This is a genomic window from Salinispora sp. H7-4 (genome assembly GCF_013416675.1).
GTDB classification, from domain to species: domain Bacteria; phylum Actinomycetota; class Actinomycetes; order Mycobacteriales; family Micromonosporaceae; genus Micromonospora; species Micromonospora vitiensis.
Genome location: NZ_JABZED010000059.1, coordinates 18,164 through 33,675, shown reverse-complemented (window position 1 = coordinate 33,675; position 15,512 = coordinate 18,164). Strand labels below are relative to the sequence as shown.

Here is a 15,512-nt window from a genome sequence, read left to right as displayed (position 1 = left end):
GTGTCGGAGTCATGAATGCAGAAGTCACCCCATGCCGGATCGACATCGCCCAAGACCGCCTCGACGACCTGCGGGAGCGGCTGGAGCGCACCATCTGGCCCGCCCCGCTGCCCGGCGACGACTGGGACACCGGCGTGCCGACCGGGTGGCTGCGGGAACTGGCCGACCACTGGCGTACGGGCTACGACTGGCGGGCCGCCGAGGCGCGGCTCAATGCGTACCCGCAGTTCACCACAGTGATCGACGGGCAGCGGGTCCACTTCCTGCACGTCCGCTCGCCCGAGCCGGACGCCTTCCCGCTGGTACTCACCCACGGCTGGCCCGGCTCGGTGGTCGAGTTCCTCGACCTGATCGGGCCGCTGACCGAACCGGCCGCGCACGGCGGTGATCGGGCCGACGCGTTCCACCTGGTGATCCCGTCCCTGCCTGGCTTCGGGTTCTCCGGACCGACCGGAGACGCCGGCTGGGACACCAACCGGATCGCCCTCGCCTGGGCGGAGCTGATGCGCCGGCTCGGCTACGACCGGTACGGCGCCCACGGCGGCGACATCGGCGCGGCGGTCAGCCCGCAACTGGGCCGGGTCGCCCCGGACCGGGTGGCCGGGGTGCACGTCAACGGCGGCCCTGGCCCGATGCCGCCGCTGCCGCTGCCCGAGGAGGAACTGGCCACCCTCTCCGATCTGGAACGCGACCGGGTGCGCCGAATCGAGGCGTTCATGCAGGAGGAGTTCGGCTACATCGCGATCCAGTCCACCCGGCCGCAGACCCTGGCGTACGGGCTGACAGACTCCCCGGTGGGCCAGCTCGCCTGGCTGATGGACAAGTTCCGCGAGTGGACCTGCCCGCGCGAAGCCCTGCCGGACCAGATCATCGACCGGGACCGGCTGCTCACCAATGCCACGATCTACTGGCTGACCGGCACCGCCGGCTCGGCGGCGTACGTCGGCTACGCCCAGGATTCCGCCTGGGGCGCCCAGCAAGAGAACTCCGGGACTCCGACCGGGTCGATCGTCTTCGCCCACGACGTGGGCATCTGCCGTTACGCCGAGACCGAGAACACCATCACCCGCTGGGTGGACGTCGACCGGGGTGGCCATTTCGCCGCGTTGGAGGAACCCGAGCTACTGACCGTCGACCTGCGGGCCTTCTTCCGGGACCTCCGGAGCTGAACCACTGCGGCCCCGGCCCGCCCGCGTCAAGTGGTCCGGAACACCACCGCCCGGCCGGCTAAGAGACGGGGCGACCCGGCGCCGCTGCTGGCCCGTCCGGGCCCCCTCAAGGAACCGCCCGCACCCTGCCATGCCCCCAACACGTTTGCCCTGGTCAGCCAAATCCGTTGATTTTTCCGCCAGGACTACGGGCACCCCTGATGCACGCACGCACGCAGCTCGCCACCGGATGACCCTCAAGGTCCGGGTACATCAGGGGACGGCTCGGCTGCGCCGCGCCGGGATTGAGGTCACCGACGCGGGTAAGGCCCGCTGGCGTGACCGCCTGGCCGCCCCGATCCCGCCCGAGGCCCTGGCCGAGGGACAGCGGATCCTCGACGAGGCCGCGTGAGCGGCCCGGTCGCCGTGGTCCTGGACGCCACCGCGCTCGCCGCGTACGTCGATGGGCAGCTCGCCGTCGGTGAACTGATCGCCGAGGTAGCCGAGGAGGACCGCACCGTGGGCGTGCCGGCCGTCTGTCTCGCCGCCGCGTACGCCGCCGCGAGCAGCGAGGTCAGCGCCGCACTGCTCACGCTCCTGACAACCACCCCGGCCGTTACCGTGCTGCCCCTTGGCGCGGAGCCCGGTGTCGACGATGCCCGCCAGGTCGGTGTGCTCGCCCGCACTGCCGGCGGTGACATCGCCCTCGGACATGCCGCCCGCACGGCCATCGCCCACCAGGCGCACCTGGCCACCACCAGCCCCGGCCCGGCCGCCGCCGTCCTGCCCACCGGCTGGAGCATCCTCGACCTCAGCCAGTGATGTTTTTGCGGCAGCACCTGGTCGCAGGTATGAGTCGTATGGCATGTCACACGACTCATACCTGCGGCTAGCTGGGCCGTTAGATCCCGTAGGTTTCCGGGTTCGGGCCGGTTCGTTTGCCCGCGTTGAGGGCGGCGAGTCGTGCATGGTCGTCGGTGGTGAGCGCGAAGTCGAACACCTGGATGTTGGAGCGGATCCGCTCTGGAGTGACGGACTTGGAGATCACGATGTTGCCCAGGTCCAGGTTCCAGCGCAGCAGTACCTGACCGGCGTCCCTGCTGTGGGCCTCGGCGATCGCCCGCACCACGGGATCGGTGACGAGCTGTCCGTGACCGAGCGGGCTCCAGGCTTGTGTGGCGATGTTCTGGCGCGCGTCGTACGCGCGAAGCTTCTTCTGTGGAAGCCAGGGGTGCAGCTCGATCTGGTTGACCGCAGGAGCGGTGCCGGTTTCGGTGAGGAGGCGTTCGATCTGCGCCTGAGGGAAGTTCGACACCCCGATCGAGCGTGCGCCGCCGCTGCTTTTGATCTTCTCCAGTGCCTGCCATGTCTCGACGTAGAGATCTCTGCTCGGGACCGGCCAGTGGATCAGGTACAGGTCGACGTAGTCGACCTGGAGGTTGGCGAGGCTGCGGTCGAACGCCCTAAGAGTCGCTGCGTACCCGAGGTCCGTGTGCCACACCTTCGTGGTTAGGTGCACCTCGGCGCGCGGCACGTCGGTCATCCGCAGGCCCTCCCCTACGCCAGTCTCGTTGCCGTAGTACGCCGCGGTGTCGATGGCCCGGTAGCCCGTCTCCAACGCGGTGCTGACTGCGGCGGCGGCTTGATCGTTCGGCACGCGGAAGACCCCGAAGCCGAGCTGAGGAATGGAGTTGCCATCGTTGAGTTCGATCGTGGGAACAGCGTGGGGCAACATCAGGAACTCCTGATCAGTCGGGAATCGGGAATCGGTAGCTCATCGTCACGGTGTCGCCCGCGATGACGGCGAGCATCACCTCGACCGCCCGGCCTTTCGTGTCGTAGACGATCCGAGTCAGATCCATCACCGGAGTGCCAGCGGGCAGCTTCAACGCCACACCCTCAGAGGCAGTCGGCATCCGGGTGACCCACTCCTCGCTGATCTCCGCGAGGGGGTCGCCCGCTTCGTCCAGTCGAGCGAAGCCACCGCCGGGCCCGGAGTTCTCCTCCGTCAGACGCGTACCCAGCGCAAGGTCGAGTGGATAGTACGAGTCGGCCAGCTGATGAGGCCGGCCATCGACGACGGTAGTACGCCGTCGTACCCACACCTTCTCGCCCTCGGGAACATCGAATGCTGCGGCGACGACGGCCGGCGCCGGCATCTCGTCGATCTCGCGGTAGACCTGCTTCACCGGCAGACCTTGGCTGCCGGCCTCGCCGTCGTGAATCGCTGTTCCCTGCTGCCACCGCCTGCGGGCATAGCGGTCGATGCCGTGCCGTTTTGGTCGTACTCGCTCCCGAACGAACGCGCCGGCCCCAGGGCGTGTCACGACCAGTCCGGCCGCCTTCAACTGGGCAAACGCCTGATTCGCCGTCGCGCTGGCTACGTCGTATTGCGCCATCAGTTCACGCATGGTCGGCAGCTGGGCGCCAGGAGGAAGTTCGCCGCTTTCGATGCGAGCGCGCAGGTCATCGGCGATGCGTCGAGCCGGGCTGCGCGGATCAGGACTAGCCATGAGTTGAGTTTACGCAGCAGCTAGCTAGAGCAATCTGTTGACTCTGCTGGTCTCTAAATCTAGCCTGCTAGCTAGCTAGCTAGATTGATTCTGCTCTGACTCATAAGGGCAGTTCAGAGATCGAAAAGCCTCGGCGGGATTGCGGCCCGCCGAGGCCCGAGGCATCCGATCCAAACCGTGGAAGGGAGATCGACGTGCCTATGACGAGGTTAGCGGCTCCGCCCCCTCGGGCTGTAGCCGTGACGACCGAGCCGACCACGCTCCTGGAAAAGCAGGTCTATGCCCGTGGCCTGTGCACCAAAGCGGTGCTGACGGCGGAGCTAGATCCCTGGTTTCCGGCGACCGAGCAGGAGTCCGCTCTGGAAGAGGTGGCGCGCAGGGTGTGCGCCGGCTGCCCGGTGAAAGACGAATGTGGCGAGCTGGCGCTGCGGAAGGAGCGCGGGCTGCCCCGGGACCGAATCCACGGAATCTTCGGTGGTCTGGCGCCGCATCAGCGGATCGCGGCGATCCAGGCTCGTCGGGGGGTGGCCCGGTGAAGGCGAAGGTGTTGCTGCCCACGTTGGGTGCGTTGTCGCTGGTGGGGCATGTGTGGGCTGCGCGGGTAGCCCGGTCGCAGCGGGTCCAGCTGGTGCGGGCCCGTCAGGAGGCGGCTACGGATCCGTTGACGGGCTTGTCGAACCGGGCCGGCCTGCACGAGGCCCTGTCCGATTTGGTGGGTGAGCCCTACGACCTGGTGCTCCTGGACTTGGACGGGTTCAAGAAGATCAACGACGCCTTCGGGCACGATGCGGGTGACGCGGTGCTGGTGGAGGCCGCGGGCCGGCTGGCCGAGGTGGTCGACGAGGTTGACGGCGCGTGTGTGGCCAGGATCGGTGGGGACGAGTTCGTGCTTGTCGCACCGTCGTCGGTGCCGCTGGCGCACTACCTGGGCGCGGAGGTCATTACCGCGCTGGCCGCGCCGATCGAGGTCGTCGACGGCGTCACGGTGACGGTGACGGCCAGCGTTGGCGCGATCCACGCGACCACGGGCGAGGACCGGGCTCGGGTGATGGCGGCGGCCGACGAGGCCGCGTATGAGGTGAAGGCCCGGGGCGGGGACGGCCTGGTCGAGCACAACCCCCTGAACGGGTTGCCGGAGGTGGAGTCGCGTCCGCTGCTGAGGCTGCGGGAGTTGGCCGCTGCCACCGCCGCGCTGGGGGTGACGGCATGACGACCCCGACCGTGGATATGACCGCCATGCTGGGCCGCTTTCAGGCCGGGCTGCGGGATCTGTCTGACGTGGAGTTGGAGCGTCGGGCCGCGACGGTGGCGGTGCTGCCTGGTGGTGACGGGCTGCGGCGTCTGGTGGACGCCGAGCGGGAGTATCGGCAGGCTGCACGCCGACTGGTCCCACAGTCGCGTGGAGCGGTGAGCCGGTCGTGGGTGTTCGGTGTTGCCGCTGGTGTGGCTGGTGCTGGTGCTGTGGGAGCAGTGCTTGCTGGCCGAGCCTTTGCGGACTACGGCGACCAGGTCCCGCCGGCTCTCCTGTACTCGCCGGTCGTCGCGGTCGGCCTGGTCGCCGGAGTGGTCGCGGGTGGCCGCCTGGTCCGCTGGTTTGACGACCGTCGGCACCCCCTCGCGCAGAACGTGGACGAGGCCGATCTGGACCCGTACGGCCGCCAGCTGCTGGCCCAGGTGCGGGCCCGCCGCCGCGCGCGCGGGGAGGTGTGCTGAATGGCCACCCTGCTGGTGCGGGTACGCCTGGATTGGTCCGACTCGAAGCACTACGAGCACGGCCGACCGCTGCCCTGCCGGGTTTGCGCCACCCCCACGACGATGCGTGACGCCCAGAGGCGGGCATGCCACCAGTCGTGCGCACAGGACGAGATCGCGCGGGAGCTGCTGGGTGCCAGTCTGGCGCGGGTCGTTGATGAGCGGGTGCTGCGGTGAGGGCGCGGTTGGCGCGTGTGTCGTGGGGGCCGTGGATCGCGATGGCTGCGGCGGTGATCCTCACCGCAAAAGGTGAGTTCGACCTGGCGGTGCTGGCGCATTTCAGTCCGATGATCGCCTGGATGTACCCGGTGATGATCGACGTGTATGTGGTGACCGCGTTTCACCGTCGTCGGTGGATGGACATGGTCATCGGCATGTTTCTGATGATCTTCTGCCAGGTCGCGGTGCACCTTGTGCCGGTGTTTATCGATCTTGATGCCGGTGAGGAGGTGCCGTGGTGGCTGGTGGTCGCGGTTGCCTGTATCGCGCCGGTCGTGGTGGTGCGGGTCAAAAGCCTTACGGGCCGCACGGACCAGGAGATCGCGGCGGAGGCGGAAACGGCTCGGCGGGCCGAAGAGCTTCGGGTGGCGCGGGCGGAAACGGCCGAGGCTCGGGCGGCGCAGGCGGAAACGGCGGCGCGGGCTGAGGCGGAAACCGCGCGGGCGGAGGCGGAAACGGCTGCGCGTGTTGAGGCGGAAACGGCGCGGGCGGAGGTGGAAACCCGGGCGGTGGCTGAGGCGGAAACGCGGGCGGAAATCGAGGCCGCCACGGAGGCGGAAATCGCGGCCTGCGGGCGGGTTGCCGCTGAGGCCCGTGAGGATGCCCAGGCCGCGCGGCAGCGGGCTGCGGAGGCGGTGCAGGCGCAGCGTCTGGCGGAGGGCCGGCTCGTTGAGGCCCGTGACGCCGCGGACCGGGCCGCAGCCGCGCGGATGCTTGCGGAGCAGACCTGCGCTGAGCAGGTGCGGGTCCTGACGGAGGCGTCTGAGCAGGCCGAACGGGACTCCCAGCAGGCGTTGGCCGAGGCCCGATACACCGCACAGTCCGTCCAGGACCGCGCGACGGAGTTGGACGACACGGTGCGGGCGCTGCGCGCGCAGCTCGACGAGGCGCAGCGGTTCGCCGAGCGTCAGACCACCGCCCGGGCCCTGGCGGAGCAGGAAACGCAGGCGATCGCGAATGCCCGCGAGGGTGCGGTCAACGAGCTGGAGCGCACCCGCCGGGCCTTGGCTCGGGTACAGGAGAAACCGGAAATCAGGTCGGGGCGGCGGGCGGAAATCGTGGCGCCTGCCAACCGGAAATCCCTGGCGGCTGTGGCGGCTCCGTTGCCGGTGGGCCTGCCGGAGGTGGACAAGGTCCGACCGGAAACGGTGGCCATCGTCCTGGCGGCTCGGGCGGAAAACCGGGACGCCACCCAGGCGGAACTCAACGCGGCCACTGGCGTTTCGGTGCGCACGATCAGCCGTGTTCTCAACGCGGTGCCGGCCGATGTTGTCGGCCGGGTCCTGGAACTGACCGGCGGCCGGGCCGCTGCGGTCGTCGAGGAGGTGGCCTAGATGACGGCCTCGACAGGGCAGCAGACCGCTGCGGCGCGGCGGCCATCTCCCTACCCACCGTCGGTGACAGGTGGTAACTCTCCAGTCTCCACTGGAGAGTTCGGAAGTGCCCCTGTGCGGGGTTCGGCCCAGGTTGGCGGGCTGGAAGTCTCCAGTCTCCAGTCAACTCTCCACCCGACGACGGTTACGGTGCGTGATCGGCTGTGGGGGTGGTTGCGGGCGTCGCGGGCGTATTGGACGCCGCCGGCGGTGCTTACTGAGCCGCCGGCGTCGGCGGCGCAGTTGGCCGCGTACGCGTGGCGGGGCGGCTGGACGGGCGGCGTGGACGGGCCGGTGCGGCGGCTGGGTGTGTGGTGGCACCGCCTGGTGGGTCTGCCGGTGACCGTGGTGTGCCGCTACGTGGAGTGGGTCGCGCAGCGGCCGGGCCGGGCGGTGCCGGTGTACGTGCTGTGGCGGTTGTTCGTGCTCACCACTGCGGGGCAGTGGGCGGTGGAGCACCTGATTCGTCCTGTCCTGGGCCTGGCGGCCTGGGTCCTGCTGTGAGGGGAGGAAGGCATGGCTAAAGGCGCGAAATCGGCGGTGAGAGCGGTCAAGCAGAAGGGCATCACCGGGCTGGCGTGGTGCTCGTTCGCGATCGCGGTCGTGGGCGGCACCCTGGCGACGGAGACGTTCCTGGGTCGCGTGGTGCAGGGGTTTTTGGGGCTGTGGCCGTGGGAGTGGATCCCGCCGGTGCTGCTGGCGGTGGCCGTGATCGGCCTGAGTGTGGACATCTTCATCGACAGCGTGCCGAACCAGATGGCGATCTTGTCGGCGTTGACGATGCCGTCGATCGCCGCGTCGGTGACGGGCCGCCTCGGTGACGAGGTGTCGCACTGGTGCGGGCGGCTGCTCGCCGCGATCGATGGGTGGCTGCACGTCTGGGTGACCGAGTCGGCGACCGGGCTGGCGGTGGCGTGCATCCTCGGCGCGTTGGTGATGGCCCGCCGTGTGGTGCGTAAGAGCAGGGCTGCGGGGGTGGCGTGATGTTGATCGATCTTGCCGCCCTGTGGCTGGTGACGTGGCTGGTGCGCACCGCGGCGATGGACGTGGCGTACGCGGTGACGGGTAAGCCGAACCCGCGGTTCGCGCAGAAGCAGGCCAAGGCCCGCGCCGCCGGGCAGAGCGTGGTGCAGCCTCGGTACGGCACGCGGGACTGGTTCGATGATCTGCTCTCCGACGGGCTGGCCGCGCAAACCCAGTGGCGGCGCCGCCGGGCGGCCAGCAAACAGGCCCGGGTGCTGGACCACGACGACGACCAGGACCACGACGACGACCAGGATCTCGGCGGCCGTCGGGACACCGCCGAGGTGCGGGACACCGACACCGGCCGAGACACCGACACCGATGACGACGATGAGCGGCCGACGTCGGTCGTGCACGACGGGGTGTCCACCTCTTACCGCGAGGCCGGGTTGTGGGCCTGGTCGTGCCGGCGGCCCGGCTGCCCGGGGAAGGGCTTCGGCTACGACAACGCCGAGCGGGCCCGCAACGCCGCCGCGGAGCACCGGTGCCCGGACACCCAGAGGATGCCCGCCGACGGAGTCCAGATCGTCGGATCTGACGCGCCGGCGTCCGCATCGGCCGGCGGGGATGCCGACCTGGAGCAGTCCCCGCAGCCTTCCCAGTCGATCCCACCGTCGGATGCCGACCCGTCGGAGGCCGGCGCGAGGGTCATTCCGTTTCCCACCAAACCGCAGGAGGAGCAGATGAACACCGACATCAACACCGAGGTCATCGGGCTGGACCAGTCCATCGCCTACGCCACCAGCCTGGCCACGTTCGCCGGTGAGCACGCCACGGCCGGTAACGAGGGCTACACCGCGCACCTGTCCGGCCACAAGGTCGGCGGTGACGCGCTGCGCACCGCGGCGGAGATGCAGGAGGCGTTCACCAACGCGGCGACCGCCGCGGCGGCACACGCCGCGGAGCTGGAGAAGCAGCGCACCGTGCAGGAGGCGTACGACGCGGCGCCGGACGCCGGTGACAAGGACTACCAGACCCAGGGCCGCTAACCGGTGAGGCCGGGCCCGAGCCTCACCGCTCGGGCCCGGCCCCGCCCCCGCCCTCTTTTCCCTGTCTTCGTCGGCCAAGGAGGCCCCGTGACTACGACGACGTACCCCAGCGGCGAGCTGCCGACCGACGCCCCCACCGTGGTGCCGGCGCCGCGGATGCCCGAGGTTGGACTACGCGCGCAGGTCACTCCGTGGGCCGCGATGGGCGCGCTGGTCGTGGCGGCCGGGGCGGTGCGCCTGGCCCAGCACGCCACCGACGCTGACGCGCAGATCGCCTACGGGGTGGCTGCGACCGCGTTCGTGGTCGCGGTGGTCGCCGCGGTGGCCGCCGGTCGGCGTGTGCACGACCGGCGGCTGCGTCACCGCCTGGTCGCTGCGGTGTATTTGGCCGCGTCCTGGCTCAGCGTGGTTTCCGCCACCGGTGTCAGCCTCGACGCGGTCGCCGCGCTGGCGATCCTGGGCACCGGGGTGAGTCTGTTGTGGTGGCGGCGGCACCGCATCGGCCACGACTTCCCCGCCACCGCCGCCGCCGTCACCGTCACTGCGGTGGGGGAGCAGTCGCTACCGGTGGCCGATGACGCGGACCTGTACGTGCAGCGGTGGGCCACGCACCTCGGTGCCCGGGGTAGACAGTTCGTCGGGTCGGTCCTGGCCGATGCGCAGGTCATCACCGCCGGCTACCGGTACACGCTAGAGCTGGTGCCCGGTGAGCAGACCGTCGAGCAGGTCGCCGCCGCGGTCACTACCGTGCGCGGAGGGCTGCGGCTGATGCCCGGCCAGGACCTCATCGTCGAGACCCACCCCGACCTGCCCGCCCCGACAGCGTTGCTGACCGTCGTCACCCGCCCCCCGATCAGCCGGTCCCAGCCGTGGCCCGGCCCGCAAGACGGGTTCGACCCGCGGCACGGGTGCGTACGGCTGGGTCCGTTCGCCGACGGTGAGGGCGTGGCCTGCTGGCGGGTGTACACCGCCGACAGCATCTGGGGCGGCTACATCCAAGGCGCACAAGGCTCAGGGAAGTCCCGCTTCATTGATCAGATCGCCATGTCATGCGCCGCGTCGACCTCACACCCGACGATCGTCTGGTACGGCGACGGGCAACGCGGCGACAGCTCCCCGCTGCTGGTCGCCCACGCCGACTACGCCGCCACCACCTTCGAGGGCATCTACAACATGGTCCAAGCCGCCATCCGCGTCATGAAGATCAACGGGGTGGAGAACCGGCTGAACAAGCAGAACGGGTTCACCCCCACCGACGCCCGGCCGGGCCTGCTGGTGATCCTCGACGAGTGCCACAAACCGCTGTCGGCGGCGGAGAACCCGCTGCTGGCCACGGCCACCCAGCTCGGCTTGACCGCCATCGCCCGCGAGGGCCGCAAAGTCGGGGTGAGCCTGCTCATGGCCTCGCAGTCGGTGACGCTGGACGCGTTCGGCAGCTCCGGGCTGGCCGACACCCTGCGTTCCTGCCTGCTGGCCGGTAACGGGCTGATCCTGCGCTCGAAAACCGCCAACGCCAAAACGGTCTTCGGTGTGGACATCAGCCCCAAGACGTTTCCGAAGCTGCCCGGCTACGGCTACCTGTGCGACCCCGACCCCGGCGCCCGCTCCGCGCCGTTTCGCGGCTACCACGTCACCGACGAACTCGCCGAGTACTGGCCCGGGCGCATCACCTGGCGGTCACTGCCCGACCGGCAGGCCAACATGGCCGGCACGCACTACGCCCGCCGCCACCAGGCCGCCTCAGAGCAGCGGTTCGCCGACGAGATGCTGCTCGCGATGGCCGACGCCGGCACCGTCGAGGACATCGAGGCCCTGGAGCGCAGCATGGACACCGCCGCAGCCTCCAACACCACCGTCGACGTCATCGACCTTGGCGGCGCCCACCCGCCCGTACGGCGCATCGAGAAGTTCTGGCAACAGCCCCCCGCGGCCCCGGTGTTGAGCACCGGCCAAGCCAAGGTCCTCGACGCCATCCGCGCCGGCCACACCGGCCCCAAAGACATCGTCGCCGCGACCGGCTACAGCGCCAGCCAGGTCTACAACCTGCTCGAACAACTCACCGACCAGCAGCAGATCAGCAAAGCCCGATACGGCCACTACCAGGCCACCGCCGCCTGACCCCCACACCAGAAGGAGAACCGCGTGCACATCCCCCACCCGCCACGCCTGAGCACCTGGTGGCGCACCAACCCCGCGATCCTGGCCATACGCGAGAACTGGCCACTAGCCGTGGCCACCCCCATCGCCCTAGCCGCGGCCGGCGCACTCATCTGGCTGCTCTGGCTGATCCTCACCGGCCTGATTAGCGGCCTCGGCGCGGCCGGCGGCGCGATCGGTGACACCGTCCCCGCCGCCGCCACCTGGGTCACCGATGGGCCCATCACCCGTTCCATCTCCGAGCCCATGCGCGCCTGGCTCGACAGCAACACCGCCGGGCTGCCCGCCACCGGCCGCGACGCCTGGATCACCTGGCTCGTCGCCGTGTGCGTGCTCTACGCCGCCGCCGTGGCCGGCTCCAGCTACGCCCGCATCGGCTGGGCCGTCATCGGCGCACTCACCGCCGCCGCCGTGCACGCCGGGGCACCCGAGGGCACCGGCCCGGCCGCGGCCGGGCTGACCGTCGCCGTGTGGCTGCTGCTGTCTCTACCCGCCTACACCGCCACCAGCCGCTACAGCCTGACCGACATCCTCACCGACCGGACGGCCCCGCTCCTGACCGTCAACGAGCGAAAGGACAGCTGAGCGTGCCCACCACGATCGAATGGACCCAGGAAACCTGGAACCCGACCACTGGATGTGATCGCGTCTCCGCCGGGTGCGACCACTGCTACGCCCTCACCCTCGCCAAAAGGCTCAGGGGCATGGGGGCGGCGAAGTACCAGACCGACGGCGACCCCCGCACCAGCGGCCCCGGCTTCGGGGTGGCGACGCATCCGGACACCCTGGACGCGCCGCTGCGCTGGCGGACCGGCCGCACCGTGTTCGTCAACTCGATGAGCGACTTGTTTCACCACGAGGTGCCCGTCACGTTCATCGGCTCGGTGTGGAACACCATGGGGCTTACCCCGCGCCACACCTACCAGGTCCTCACCAAGCGTCCCGCCCGCGCTCGCACGCTTCTGACCCAGTGGGCACGCGTCGGGTGGTCCTGGCAACGGCATGACCTGATGTGGTGCGGGCCGCTCGACGGGCCGCTGCCGAACGTGTGGCTCGGTACGTCGATCGAATCTGACGATCACACCATCCGCGCCGAGCACCTGCGCCGCACGCCGGCCGCGGTCCGGTTCATCTCCGCCGAGCCGCTGCTAGGGCCGCTGCCGTCGCTCGACCTGACCGGCATCGACTGGCTCATCGCCGGCGGCGAGTCCGGCCCTCACGCCCGGCCGATGGACCCGACCTGGGTGCGTGACCTGCGTGACCGCTGCCAGGAGGCGGGCGTCGCCTTCTTCTTCAAGCAGTGGGGCGGACGTACCCCCAAAGCCAACGGGCGTCACCTCGACGGACGCACCTGGGACCAGTACCCACGCCCGGACTCGCCCATCTGGTAACGCCGCGCGGGCGGCCCCCACGCCCTACCAAAGCTCCGGGGCCGCCCGCCACTCCCTTGATCCGCAACAGATGACAGGAGCTAACCCATGATGCACCGCCCGTTCGCCACCGACATCACCGGCGCGACCGACGAGTACCGGTTGGATGTCGTCTGCGATCCAGACCCGGACAACCCCCAGGCCGTCATCTACTTCACGGCCTCCGACATGGATTCGGCCTGCCACCAGGCCGCCCGGCTGCTCGCCGCCGTGGACGGACCTGCGGATCGGTACGCGGATCTGTACCGCCATGACGGCGACGGACTCGCGCTCTTCTGCGACACCATCCACTTGCCCGCGTGAGCACCCACCATCTACCGCCGGGCGGCCTGCTTCCGCGGGTCGCCCACGCATGGATCCCCTTATCGCACAAGAATGTCTGGCTTGTCCGGGAATGCCCGCAGTTGCGGGACAGGTCCATACAGGATATTGATAGTTCCGGGCGTGTTGGGTCTACATCCAGCGCGCACGTGGACGTAAGATCCACTGGTTATCACCAGACTTTGAGGGAGCGGTACCGCTCAACCCCTAACTCCAGACAGCAAGAGAGCCCCACACCCCGTTTCGTTTGGCGGCGAGAAGGGCGTGAGGCTCCGACAAGCTCGGAGGCAACAATAGCACCTGGCCCCGGGCTGGGTGCACTCTTGTCTTCGAACACGTTTTCTGCGTGTCGCGGTGACGTCTACCTGTTCCCAGCCTTTCCCCATGTCGCAGCGCAAGCTGCGGCCGTTTCGCCGTGGCACAAGCCGGCGGTGTCGCGATGAGCAGCGCGGTGGTGGCTGCGGAACGGGTGGTCGCGTCTGGGCACTGCCCGGTCTGCGCTGCACGCGGGCAGGCGGTGTTAGCCGCTCCAGGGCATACGCGGTGCATCGTGCACATGGGCCGGTCGCCGGTGTGGGTGGAGACCACTGGCACCGGACAGACCCGTCTCGTCGCCCCGGCCGGCGTTCGCCGTCGGATCACGCACCCGACCGGTGTTCAGGTGCCGTGCGTCTCGTGCGCGATCGTGGGCCGGGACACCCAGGGCCTGCCCCGCGAGGGTGAGGGCTCGGATGCGCTGTGCATTCCGTGCTGGCGGACCCGCGCCGATGCCGCGCGGCGCCGTCGCCTGGCGGCCAAGCGGCGGGCCGCCGCCCTGGAGGCATCCCTTCTCGTCGAGGCTCCAGTGTGTGCGGCATGCGGCGGGGAGGAGCCGTCGCCGGGATGTTGGCTGTGTGGCTGGTCCTGGCTGGCGCAGGTCCGCGCTGACCACGAGCACGCCCAGGCGCTGGAGGCCGCCGCCGTCGAGGCACGGTTCGCGCAGCTCGCGCAGCGGGCTGAGGCCGAGCAGCGGGTAGCGGAGTTGGCCGGGTGGGTGCAGCGGCTCCAGGTCACGGTGAGCGCTTACGCGGCCGGCGGTGGCCGTGGCCGCGCGGTCGAGCTGCTCGCGGACGTGTTGTCTAGGGAGGCGGGGGCGCGGATGTGCCGGCGTGGCCGGCCGTCGCGGCTGGCCCGGGTCGCCGCCGTTCTCGCGGTCGACAGTGACTGGCGCACGGGCCGCCGAGCGCTGCCGGGTCGGGAGCGGTCCGCGCAACTGGCCGGCTGTACTACCCGCACCGTCACTGACTGCTGGGCGCGTGCCGAGGCGTTGGGCTGGGCCAGACGAACCCACCACGGGCGCCGCCTGAGCCTGGCCGAGCGCACCGAGCGTGGGCGGTGCAACGACCGGGCCGAGTTTGATCTTGCCCCGCTGCACCGCGGTGACCCGGCCGTCCGCGCCCCCTACATCCCGGTGGCGCTGCTGGTACTCGACGACCTGCTGCAGCACGCCCTGGTGCTGCTGGCCGCCGCGCAGGACGACCTCGACGCCCTCATCGCCCGTACCGCCGGCGTGGTCGACCACGCCGTCCTGGCCCGCCGCGCGCAGCTCCGCCAGGCCGTCGCCGCGGCCCGCGACACCCTCCTGACCGATGTGGAGGTCGCCGCCGCGGCCCAGATCGACACCGGGAATTTCTTCCCCCCCCGCTCGGCGTCTCAAGGTGAGTACTTAAGTTCCTGCTTGTCTCGGGGTTTTGCTCAACCTCCGACGAAAACTCACTCCACGTCGGGGGATCCGAGTCGGGGGGAAGGCGGCGCTTCGCGCTCAACAACACGAGGGAGTGGTGGGGCACATCGGGTAGCGCGTCCTAGGACACGTCAGAGCGAGTGTGCCAACCCACGACGACCGCGTCGTCCGGACTGGCACGACTGGGCGTATCCCCTGGCCCAGGGCATTCAGCGGGCCCTGGAGTGGCTGAAGGGCGTGCCGTTGCCTCGGGTGGCAGCCACGATTGGGGCGCGGCTCGGTCCGGCCTGGACGCTTGAGGCCCTGCTGGAGGCGATCGACCGGCCTCGGGGCGGCCGGGAACTGCTGACCGCTCCATCGCGGCCGTTGGGTTACCTGGTCGCGCTGCTGGACGCGGCGTTGACCGGCGAGCACGAGCCGCCGCACCCGGCACGCCGCTACGACGAGCACCGCCAGGCGGCGGCGGACACGCGTCGGCGGGACATGGTTGACCAGGCCGCCACGACAGCCACCGCCCGCGAGGCCACCCGCGCGCAGTGGGCCGCCCGGGAGCGGGCCCGCCAGGCTGAGCGCGCCGGGCCCGGTGCCGGCCGGCACGCCGCCCTGGCCGCAGCTCGTGCTGCGGCCAGGGGCGACCACACTGCTGCCCGCGCCATCGCCGCGGCCGACTGGCCGGATGTCGCGCAGCCCGGCGATGGTATCCCCACCGGCGGCATCGACCACTAGAGGTGGTGGGCTACGCCCGGAACCGAACGTTAGGCCCGGCGCCGTTCTAAGCCCCCGGTGGGAGCCCTCTGCTGCGGGGCGTCCCCCGAGTGAACCGTTGATCTAGCCGTTGCCGACGATGGCTGCGCCGTACCGTCC

The 15,512-nt window shown here is 70.3% G+C and carries 18 protein-coding genes; 16 read left to right on the top strand and 2 right to left on the bottom strand.

Annotation, left to right across the window (positions count from 1 at the left end):
- The first annotated feature begins 11 nt into the window (after positions 1-11).
- From H0524_RS22080 to H0524_RS22070, 3 genes are all read left to right on the top strand, one after another.
- Positions 12-1,169, top strand: coding sequence for an epoxide hydrolase family protein (locus H0524_RS22080; protein ID WP_180200367.1), 1,158 nt, complete (start codon positions 12-14; stop codon positions 1,167-1,169).
- A 229-nt stretch (positions 1,170-1,398) separates the two neighbouring features.
- Positions 1,399-1,560 (top strand): hypothetical protein, encoded by a 162-nt coding sequence (locus H0524_RS22075; RefSeq protein WP_180200339.1) that lies wholly within the window; start codon positions 1,399-1,401, stop codon positions 1,558-1,560.
- On the top strand, positions 1,557-1,970 hold the full coding sequence (locus H0524_RS22070) for a hypothetical protein (protein ID WP_180200366.1): 414 nt from the start codon (positions 1,557-1,559) through the stop codon (positions 1,968-1,970). The genes H0524_RS22075 and H0524_RS22070 overlap by 4 nt, the downstream gene beginning before the upstream one ends.
- A 79-nt stretch (positions 1,971-2,049) precedes the next feature.
- Here the strand turns inward: H0524_RS22070 and H0524_RS22065 are convergent, their stop codons facing one another.
- Complete coding sequence (locus tag H0524_RS22065) at positions 2,050-2,883, bottom strand: aldo/keto reductase (protein WP_180200365.1); 834 nt, start codon at positions 2,881-2,883, stop codon at positions 2,050-2,052.
- A 13-nt stretch (positions 2,884-2,896) separates the two neighbouring features.
- Complete coding sequence (locus tag H0524_RS22060; RefSeq protein ID WP_180200364.1) at positions 2,897-3,661, bottom strand: GntR family transcriptional regulator; 765 nt, start codon at positions 3,659-3,661, stop codon at positions 2,897-2,899.
- 239 nt (positions 3,662-3,900) lie between these two features.
- On the opposite strand from H0524_RS22060, the gene H0524_RS22055 reads away from it, so the two are divergent.
- The 13 genes from H0524_RS22055 to H0524_RS25190 all read left to right on the top strand — a co-directional run bounded on the left by H0524_RS22055 (position 3,901) and on the right by H0524_RS25190 (position 15,374).
- Positions 3,901-4,197: a WhiB family transcriptional regulator gene (locus tag H0524_RS22055; protein ID WP_180200363.1), complete on the top strand. Its 297-nt coding sequence runs from the start codon at positions 3,901-3,903 to the stop codon at positions 4,195-4,197.
- A complete protein-coding gene (locus H0524_RS22050; protein ID WP_180200362.1) occupies positions 4,194-4,871 on the top strand; it encodes a GGDEF domain-containing protein in 678 nt (225 codons plus the stop codon). Before H0524_RS22055 ends, H0524_RS22050 begins: the two co-directional genes overlap by 4 nt.
- Positions 4,868-5,374: a hypothetical protein gene (locus tag H0524_RS22045; protein WP_180200361.1), complete on the top strand. Its 507-nt coding sequence runs from the start codon at positions 4,868-4,870 to the stop codon at positions 5,372-5,374. Before H0524_RS22050 ends, H0524_RS22045 begins: the two co-directional genes overlap by 4 nt.
- Entirely contained in the window at positions 5,375-5,590 is a 216-nt protein-coding gene (locus H0524_RS22040; protein WP_180200360.1) for a hypothetical protein, read from the top strand.
- Positions 5,591-5,631: 41 nt separating this feature from the next.
- Complete coding sequence (locus H0524_RS22035) at positions 5,632-6,966, top strand: hypothetical protein (protein WP_180200359.1); 1,335 nt, start codon at positions 5,632-5,634, stop codon at positions 6,964-6,966.
- A gap of 189 nt (positions 6,967-7,155) precedes the next feature.
- Positions 7,156-7,509: a hypothetical protein gene (locus tag H0524_RS22030; protein WP_180200358.1), complete on the top strand. Its 354-nt coding sequence runs from the start codon at positions 7,156-7,158 to the stop codon at positions 7,507-7,509.
- Between the two features lie 12 nt (positions 7,510-7,521).
- Positions 7,522-7,989, top strand: coding sequence for a hypothetical protein (locus tag H0524_RS22025; protein ID WP_180200357.1), 468 nt, complete (start codon positions 7,522-7,524; stop codon positions 7,987-7,989).
- Complete coding sequence (locus H0524_RS22020; RefSeq protein WP_180200356.1) at positions 7,989-9,017, top strand: hypothetical protein; 1,029 nt, start codon at positions 7,989-7,991, stop codon at positions 9,015-9,017. Before H0524_RS22025 ends, H0524_RS22020 begins: the two co-directional genes overlap by 1 nt.
- Positions 9,018-9,104: 87 nt before the next feature.
- Complete coding sequence (locus H0524_RS22015; protein WP_180200355.1) at positions 9,105-11,135, top strand: hypothetical protein; 2,031 nt, start codon at positions 9,105-9,107, stop codon at positions 11,133-11,135.
- A gap of 24 nt (positions 11,136-11,159) precedes the next feature.
- Complete coding sequence (locus H0524_RS22010) at positions 11,160-11,759, top strand: hypothetical protein (RefSeq protein WP_180200354.1); 600 nt, start codon at positions 11,160-11,162, stop codon at positions 11,757-11,759.
- A 2-nt stretch (positions 11,760-11,761) separates the two neighbouring features.
- Complete coding sequence (locus H0524_RS22005; RefSeq protein WP_309225200.1) at positions 11,762-12,565, top strand: phage Gp37/Gp68 family protein; 804 nt, start codon at positions 11,762-11,764, stop codon at positions 12,563-12,565.
- 87 nt (positions 12,566-12,652) lie between these two features.
- The gene (locus H0524_RS22000; RefSeq protein WP_180200353.1) at positions 12,653-12,907 is read left to right on the top strand and encodes a hypothetical protein; all 255 of its coding nucleotides are present in this window, start codon (positions 12,653-12,655) and stop codon (positions 12,905-12,907) included.
- Between the two features lie 574 nt (positions 12,908-13,481).
- Complete coding sequence (locus tag H0524_RS25190; protein WP_255436160.1) at positions 13,482-15,374, top strand: hypothetical protein; 1,893 nt, start codon at positions 13,482-13,484, stop codon at positions 15,372-15,374.
- The last annotated feature ends 138 nt before the right edge of the window (positions 15,375-15,512 follow it).

Bases quoted from the DNA above. Each gene is read 5' to 3' on its own strand.
- H0524_RS25190 (WP_255436160.1), top strand. From the start codon at position 13,482: ATGGGCCGGTCGCCGGTGTGGGTGGAGACCACTGGCACCGGACAGACC.
- H0524_RS22035 (WP_180200359.1), top strand. From the start codon at position 5,632: ATGGCTGCGGCGGTGATCCTCACCGCAAAAGGTGAGTTCGACCTGGCG.
- H0524_RS22065 (WP_180200365.1), bottom strand. From the start codon at position 2,883: ATGTTGCCCCACGCTGTTCCCACGATCGAACTCAACGATGGCAACTCC.
- H0524_RS22000 (WP_180200353.1), top strand. From the start codon at position 12,653: ATGATGCACCGCCCGTTCGCCACCGACATCACCGGCGCGACCGACGAG.
- H0524_RS22060 (WP_180200364.1), bottom strand. From the start codon at position 3,661: ATGGCTAGTCCTGATCCGCGCAGCCCGGCTCGACGCATCGCCGATGAC.
- H0524_RS22080 (WP_180200367.1), top strand. From the start codon at position 12: ATGAATGCAGAAGTCACCCCATGCCGGATCGACATCGCCCAAGACCGC.
- H0524_RS22020 (WP_180200356.1), top strand. From the start codon at position 7,989: ATGTTGATCGATCTTGCCGCCCTGTGGCTGGTGACGTGGCTGGTGCGC.
- H0524_RS22075 (WP_180200339.1), top strand. From the start codon at position 1,399: ATGACCCTCAAGGTCCGGGTACATCAGGGGACGGCTCGGCTGCGCCGC.
- H0524_RS22040 (WP_180200360.1), top strand. From the start codon at position 5,375: ATGGCCACCCTGCTGGTGCGGGTACGCCTGGATTGGTCCGACTCGAAG.
- H0524_RS22045 (WP_180200361.1), top strand. From the start codon at position 4,868: ATGACGACCCCGACCGTGGATATGACCGCCATGCTGGGCCGCTTTCAG.
- H0524_RS22025 (WP_180200357.1), top strand. From the start codon at position 7,522: ATGGCTAAAGGCGCGAAATCGGCGGTGAGAGCGGTCAAGCAGAAGGGC.